The following is a 6,197-nucleotide window of genomic DNA, read 5'->3' on the forward strand; positions in this document are numbered from 1 at the left end:
CCATGGTCGGCCGACTATAGCAGTCCCGCGGAGAATTACTGACACCCCCTCTTCCCCACGACAATCTACTCTTCCCTCCGACAATCTGCCTCTCCCCCTCCGACAATCTGCCTCTCCCCTCACACCGGCAATCCTTGAAAATATCCGCACTCTATGACCCGCAAAGCTATTGCTGTAGACCTCGACGGAACACTATGCCTCAGGAATACGTTCAACATATTCCTGAGGCAACTTATATATGCCCATCGCCTGCGCCTGCCGCGCCTTGTGGAGCTATGCGCATGGATGGGTGCGCGCAAACTGCGCCTGATAAGCCATGCGCGCATGAAGCGCCACATACTTGAGCGGTTCTGCCCTCCGTCGGCGACTCTGGTCGACTCGGTTGTCGACACGGTAGAGCGCCACGCCAACCCCGAGGTGGTACGACTCGTCGACACATGCCGGCGCGAAGGCTACGCGACCATTCTCGCCACCGCCGCTCCCGAGGCATATGCCGGAGCGATAGCGCGCCGGTTTGGATTTGACTACTGCATAGCCACTCCGCAGCCCGCCGGAGATAAAGCCTGGGGAGAGGCCCGCGGAGATGCCAAGCGCGATGCAGTGGTGAGTCTCGTGAAGGAAAATTCGCTCACTCTCGACATTGCCGTAAGCGACCATGCCGACGACATGCCTCTGCTTGAGGCCGCGACGACGGCAATATTGGTGGAACTGCCGGTAGGAAATCTGCGACGGATTTAATATCTTTGCAGATGACATGGAAATGAATTCTCTATGGAAGATATAGTGAAGCTGTTGCCCGACTCGGTGGCAAACCAGATAGCGGCCGGAGAGGTGATTCAGAGACCGGCCGCCGTGGTAAAAGAACTGGTGGAGAATGCCGTCGACGCCGGAGCTACAATAATAAAGATAAACATAAAGGACGCCGGGCGCACCCTCATCCGGGTAATCGACAACGGATGCGGCATGTCGCCGATGGATGCCCGTATGGCATTCGAGCGCCATGCCACCTCGAAGATAGGTAATGCCGACGACCTTTTCGCTCTGCACACAATGGGATTTCGCGGCGAGGCGCTCGCCTCGATATGCGCGGTAGCCGAGGTGGAGCTTAAGACAATGCGCAGGTCTGACCAGATAGGCACACGCATAGTGATAAGCGGAAGCAAGGTGGAGCTGCAGGAGCCGGCCGTGACCACTCCCGGCTCGACGATGACAGTAAAGAAGCTGTTTTTCAACACGCCGGCCCGACGCAAGTTCCTGAAAAGCGACCATGTGGAGATGTCCAACATACTGCGCGAGTTTGAGCGCCTGGCGCTGGTCAATCCGGGCATAGAGCTGGAGTTGAGCCACAACGACGTAATCGTGCACCAGCTGCTCAAATCCACATTCAAACAGCGTATAATCGACCTGTTCGGCAAATCGCTCGACAAGCAGCTCGTGCCGGTGGTGTCGGACACGTCGCTCGTGAAAATCAACGGGTTTGTGTCGCGCCCAGAGAATGCGCGCCGCCGCGGAGCGCTGCAATATTTCATGGTCAACGGCCGCAACATGCGCCACCCGTATTTCCACAAGGCCGTGATGCAATGCTACGAGCAGCTGATTCCGGCCGACGAGCAGCCGCAGTATTTCATAAACCTTGAGGTCGACCCTGAGACGATAGATGTGAACATCCATCCGACAAAAAACGAGATAAAGTTTGAAAACGAGCAGCCGATATGGCAGATACTGACAGCGACCATCAGGGAGGGACTCGGGAAGTTCAACGCCGTGCCGTCGATTGACTTCGACCAGACCAACGCGCCCGAGATACCCGTGTTTGACCCGAATGCCAACGGCGCCCACGGCCTCGACCTCGACCCCGACTACAATCCATTTGCCGGCAGCATCCCCACGGGGGGTATGACCGATACACCGGCCGAAGCAGGCATGCCACAGGCCGCAATCCCTTCGGCGGCCGACTGGGAGAAAATGTATGCCGACTTCACCGCGCCGGGCAACGTGGCCGACACGTCCCACCTTGCTCCGTCAGGCAGCAGCGGACGGGTGGCCAGCAAGGGTTTCAACAGCATGCAGGACTTCGGCATGCCTCATAAGAGCACACCTTCATCGCAGGAGAGCCGGGGCATTAGACTGCACGCAAGCGCATTCAATGACCTCGGAGCCACACTACCCTCACTCGACAGTAGCGACAAGGTGGCATCGATATTCAACAGCATGGCGCCCGAAGAGGCGTCGCAGCCTATCGACGAGGTATCGGCAATCACGGCATTGCAGATAAAGGGGAGGTATATACTCACTCCATCCCACGACGGAGTGCTCGTAATCGACCAGCACCGCGCTCATGTGCGCATACTTTTCGACAGATACATGGAGCTTGCGGCCATGCAGGCATTCACATCACAGCGGGTAATGTTTCCGGAAGCAATCGACCTGTCGGCCTCCGACAGCGAAGTGCTCGAGGAAATCTACGACGAACTCGCCACACTGGGGTTTGACATGGCGTTTCTGGGCGGCAGTTCGTGGAGCGTAAACGGCCTCCCCTCGGTAATCGGCGACGCCAATCCGCGCAGCGTGGTAGAGGAGCTAATATCCACCGCCTCTGACACCGGCAACGGCCTTGGCGACGACATGAGGAGCCGCATAGCCCTGTCGATGGCCCGCGCAGCAGCTATACGCCCAGGACAGACGCTCACATCGTCGGAGATAGACCACCTGCTGAGCGACCTCTTCAAACTACAGTCGCCGGCATATACTCCCGACGGCAAGCGGGTGCTCGCATCGCTCACTCTCGACGACATAGGAGCCCTGCTGTAGCCCCACACCCCGACAATACTGATAATTGCACCTGCATACATGATAATTGCATGTATGCATGATAATAAAATCGTCAGCGCCACAGAAATCTGTGGCGCTGACGATTTTATACTGCCTCTGCAAGAGGTTATATTACATTACGCAGGGTATATCAGCTTTCGGGGTTGAAGATATGGCGCAGACGCGAGAAGATACGCTTCTTTATCGAGTCGGTAGCCTGCACGTTGGGCTGGCCCTGGAGGCTCTCGATAGCCTTGCGCTCGGTGTCGTTGAGCTCTTCGGGGATATATACCATGATGTTGATGAGCTCGTCGCCGCTGCCGTAGCCTTCGGGCGAGGGGAGTCCCTTGCCGCGCAGACGCAACACCTTGCCGGGCTGTGTGCCGGCGGGAATCTTTACCCTGGCCTTGCCAGTGATGGTGGGCACCTCGACCGAACCGCCGAGAGTGGCTGTCGGGATGTCGAGCATAAGATTGTACACCACATCGTTGCCGTCGCGTATCAGCTCGGGGTCGGGAATCTCCTCGATTACCACGAGCAAATCGCCGTTGACACCGCCATGGCGCGCGGCATTGCCCTTACCTTTAAGCTGGAGAGTCATGCCATCGCTTACACCGGCAGGGATGGTAAACTCCACCACTTCCTCCTGACGCACGATGCCCTCGCCGTTGCAATACTGGCATTTCTGGGTGATTGTCTTGCCTTCGCCCTGACAGTCGGGACATGTCGATGTAGACTGCATCGGGCCGAGGAATGTCTGCTGCACATGCTCGATGACGCCCGAGCCATGGCATCGCTGACATGTCTGGAACGCAGTGCCATCCTTGGCTCCCGTACCGTTGCAATGCTGACACTGCACGAAACGTGGAATCTTCAGTTTCTTTGTCACTCCTGTCGCGAGTTCGCTCAGAGTGAGCTTTACCTTTATGCGGAGATCGCTACCCTTAGGCTGGCGGCGACGACGCGGAGCGCCACCGGCTGCCGAGCCGAATCCACCGAATCCGCCATAGCTTCCGCCGCCGAATATGTCGCCGAAATGAGCGAAAATATCCTCCATCGACATTCCGCCGGCGTGGAAACCTCCACCGCCGCCACCAAATCCGGTCGGACCCATCGAGGGACCCCACTGATCGTATTTGGCACGCTTGTCGGGATCTGAAAGGACATCATATGCCTCGGCGGCCTCCTTGAATTTCTCCTCGGCTGCTTTGTCGCCGGGATTCTTGTCGGGATGGTATTTCAGAGCCAGCTTGCGGTAAGCCTTCTTCAACTGCTCGGGAGTAGCGTTTTTCTCAACCCCGAGCACTTCGTAATAGTCGCGTTTATTGTCCATAACGGCAGCTGTTTATATATTACTGGCCTACCACCACCTTAGCGTGGCGAAGCACCTTGTCGTGAAGTGTATAACCTTTCTGAACAGTATCGATTACCTTGCCCTTCTGGCTCTCGTCGGGAGCGGGGAACATGGTGACCGCCTCATGCAGTTCGGTATCGAAATCGACACCCGGAGCGGAGTCGATGGGCTTTACGCCGTTCTGTTCAAGATATTTGACAAACTTGTTGTAAATCAACTCCACACCTTCGCGTATGGATGCGGCATCATCGCTCGCTTTTATGGCCTCAAGCGAGCGCTCGAAATCGTCGACTACCGGAAGCAGTCCTTTCAGAGCATTCTCGCCGCCGTTCTTGATCAGCTCGCTCTTCTCCTTGAGGGTGCGCTTGCGGAAGTTGTCAAACTCAGCCATAAGAAACAGATACTCCTTTTTCTCCTTCTCAAGCTGCGCACGAGTCTGGTCAAGCTCCTTCTGAAGAGCCTCGACCTGATTCATCTCCTCATCGGCAAGGTCCTTTGCAGCCTCGGCCTCCTGCTGCTCAACAAACTCATTGTCAATATCATTGACAGAGATTTCGCCGTCGGCTACATGCTGAGACTCAGATACGTTGTCGTGATTCTTATTCTTGTCCATATATTTAGTCTTTTTTCTTTTCATCGTATATCGTATTTATCACTGCAAAAACAATGCCGTATTTCTACTTATTCCTGAATATATAAACGTCAGCGCAGCGATAACGTTCATTCACACGTGGTTGGTCGATACAAAGAAGTCAAGTCCGGCAAATCTCTCTGCGGCCATAAGTGACAACTTGGCACTGTCAGCACCGGGGAATATGCCGAACACCGACGAACCCGAGCCTGACATCGAGGCATATGCGGCTCCCATGGCAAGTATCTCATCCTTGAGCGCGGCAATCTCGGGATGAAGCGGGAATACACTATCCTCAAACTGATTGACCAGCCGTCCCTGCCATTCTTCGACAGGCGATGAAAGGAGCGCCGGGAGGTCAATATCCGGAGTGCGGGGTGTGACTCGTGAATATGCATCGCGTGTGGGCACATGCACCTTCGGCTTTACGATAAGCACAGGCACTCCGTCGAGATTCACCTCGCAAGGAGAGAACACATCGCCGATACCGGTAGCCACCATCGGACGGTCGTAGATGAAGAACGGACAGTCGGCACCTATCTCCGACGCAATTCCGGCCATCTCGGCCGGCGACAGGCCGAGACCAAAGAGATTGTTAAGTCCGAATATCGTAAACGCCGCGTCGGAACTGCCGCCACCAAGTCCCGCTCCGTCAGGAATCACCTTGTGAAGATATATATCGACCGGGGGCAGCGGTACCCTCTCCGCAACCGCACGATAAGCTCTCATCACCAGATTTTTCTCCGGCGGGCACTCCACACCGCGACCCGTGACGGTAAGAGTGGTCTCACTCCCCTTTGCCGGCACGATTTCAAGTATGTCATGCCATCCTACAGGATAGAATGCAGTAAGCAGGTCGTGATATCCGTCGGGACGTCTGGCAGTAATATATAAGCCTAAATTAATCTTTGCGTTTGGGAAAAGTATCATATTGTAATTTTGATTATCATAGGAACGGGGCCACCGCCTTGCGCTCAAGCATCACATCGCAGTCGGGAAATCCCTTACGGATGAGCCTGTTGACGCGAGCCGTATCGGCCAAAGCTGTGGCCAAAGGGAACGGAAGCCGCACAAGATCAGTCACTATGGCTCCCGGAATCACCATCTGGCGCAGACGATTCAACGACGGAGCCGCAGGCAATTCGCTATATTCGTCGTAGGTATATCGGGTAAAAGCCGAATTTATACCGATACCATGGCGGTCAAGCAGATACCCTTCGGCAAGCTCTACCGGAGCCACATCGGGATGTATGTCGGACGGTGCCGGAAACGATACTATCTCTTTGCGGCTCGCGCTCATTACAATCGGCACATTGTCGGAAAACGGGCCGTTGGTACGGTAGACCACCGCCTTCGGAATCATCGAGCTATGTCCCACAACCATACTCTCAGGGCTGTCTA

General features: G+C 55.6%; 5 protein-coding genes and 1 pseudogene. 2 read left to right on the forward strand and 4 right to left on the reverse strand.

Annotation, left to right across the window (positions count from 1 at the left end):
- The first annotated feature begins 153 nt into the window (after window positions 1-153).
- Together K2I50_RS06025 and mutL are read left to right on the forward strand one after the other, a co-directional pair.
- Window positions 154-738 (forward strand): HAD family hydrolase, encoded by a 585-nt coding sequence (locus tag K2I50_RS06025; protein WP_301025306.1) that lies wholly within the window; start codon window positions 154-156, stop codon window positions 736-738.
- A gap of 33 nt (window positions 739-771) precedes the next feature.
- The gene (mutL, locus tag K2I50_RS06030) at window positions 772-2,811 is read left to right on the forward strand and encodes a DNA mismatch repair endonuclease MutL (protein WP_301025307.1); all 2,040 of its coding nucleotides are present in this window, start codon (window positions 772-774) and stop codon (window positions 2,809-2,811) included.
- Between the two features lie 151 nt (window positions 2,812-2,962).
- On the opposite strand, the gene dnaJ is transcribed toward mutL, so the two are convergent.
- From dnaJ to K2I50_RS06050, 4 genes and pseudogenes are all read right to left on the reverse strand, one after another.
- Window positions 2,963-4,144, reverse strand: coding sequence for a molecular chaperone DnaJ (gene dnaJ / locus K2I50_RS06035; RefSeq protein WP_068961190.1), 1,182 nt, complete (start codon window positions 4,142-4,144; stop codon window positions 2,963-2,965).
- A 19-nt stretch (window positions 4,145-4,163) separates the two neighbouring features.
- Window positions 4,164-4,778 carry a nucleotide exchange factor GrpE gene (locus tag K2I50_RS06040; protein ID WP_301025308.1) on the reverse strand — a complete coding sequence of 205 codons (615 nt, stop codon included), beginning with the start codon at window positions 4,776-4,778 and terminating at the stop codon, window positions 4,164-4,166.
- A gap of 111 nt (window positions 4,779-4,889) precedes the next feature.
- Window positions 4,890-5,726: a 4-(cytidine 5'-diphospho)-2-C-methyl-D-erythritol kinase gene (ispE, locus tag K2I50_RS06045; protein ID WP_301025309.1), complete on the reverse strand. Its 837-nt coding sequence runs from the start codon at window positions 5,724-5,726 to the stop codon at window positions 4,890-4,892.
- Window positions 5,727-5,742: 16 nt separating this feature from the next.
- Window positions 5,743-6,197 (reverse strand): annotated as a pseudogene (locus K2I50_RS06050) (hypothetical protein); the annotation flags it as partial.

This window comes from Muribaculum sp. (assembly GCF_029051885.1).
GTDB lineage: Bacteria > Bacteroidota > Bacteroidia > Bacteroidales > Muribaculaceae > Muribaculum.

What these genes read in the sequence shown, in the direction of transcription:
- dnaJ (WP_068961190.1), bottom strand. Translation starts at nt 4,144, where the DNA reads ATGGACAATAAACGCGACTATTACGAAGTGCTCGGGGTTGAGAAAAAC.
- K2I50_RS06025 (WP_301025306.1), top strand. Translation starts at nt 154, where the DNA reads ATGACCCGCAAAGCTATTGCTGTAGACCTCGACGGAACACTATGCCTC.
- mutL (WP_301025307.1), top strand. Translation starts at nt 772, where the DNA reads ATGGAAGATATAGTGAAGCTGTTGCCCGACTCGGTGGCAAACCAGATA.
- ispE (WP_301025309.1), bottom strand. Translation starts at nt 5,726, where the DNA reads ATGATACTTTTCCCAAACGCAAAGATTAATTTAGGCTTATATATTACT.
- K2I50_RS06040 (WP_301025308.1), bottom strand. Translation starts at nt 4,778, where the DNA reads ATGGACAAGAATAAGAATCACGACAACGTATCTGAGTCTCAGCATGTA.